The following is a 577-nucleotide window of genomic DNA, read 5'->3' on the forward strand; positions in this document are numbered from 1 at the left end:
AGATCCATGCACGTGTAGCAGTTCTTAACAGATTTACGGAATTAGGTCGACCACTTACCCAAGTTACGCCTTAAATTTGGCTCAATTAGGGGCGCTTTGCATTTCAAATCTTTGTGCAACAAAGCCGATGCGACCGATGCGTTTGCGCCAGTTGCGACTGTAGGTTTTACCTATGACTTCAATGAAAAATGGTTTGCAGTTGGCTCACTATCTTATGCACACCTTAAAAATGAAACCACCATTACGGTGACCGATGCCAAACACGGCGAATTAATTCACTCTAAAGCAGATATTGAAGTGAATCCAGTGATTGCCTATGCAGGTTTTGGTATGCGTTTTTAAGCATTAATAGCAGTCTTTGATCAGTCCTATTTAAGACGATAATCCCCTTCACTTAATCCTTCTCCCACAGGGAGAAGGATTTTTCAATATCCATTTGGCTTGTAGCTCAGTAAGCGTCCGCTGAACCCCATGCCTATTTTTTAATTTGAGTTGGATTTCCAGCGGTGTGGTAGCAATTCTTCAATCTGAGTCACTTTATGTGTCGGCAACCTTTTCAGCACATCACTTAAATAGG

At 41.9% G+C, this 577-nt stretch carries 1 protein-coding gene and 1 pseudogene; one reads left to right on the forward strand and one right to left on the reverse strand.

Going from position 1 to position 577, the window contains the following annotated elements:
* Positions 1–126: 126 nt before the first annotated feature.
* Positions 127–342, forward strand: a pseudogene (locus AC07E5_RS09605) (OmpW family outer membrane protein); the annotation flags it as partial.
* A gap of 140 nt (positions 343–482) precedes the next feature.
* Here the strand turns inward: AC07E5_RS09605 and AC07E5_RS09610 are convergent.
* The coding region (locus AC07E5_RS09610) for a transposase domain-containing protein (RefSeq protein WP_141192749.1) at positions 483–577 on the reverse strand (95 nt) is incomplete at its 5' end.

It is taken from the genome of Acinetobacter seohaensis (assembly GCF_056431365.1).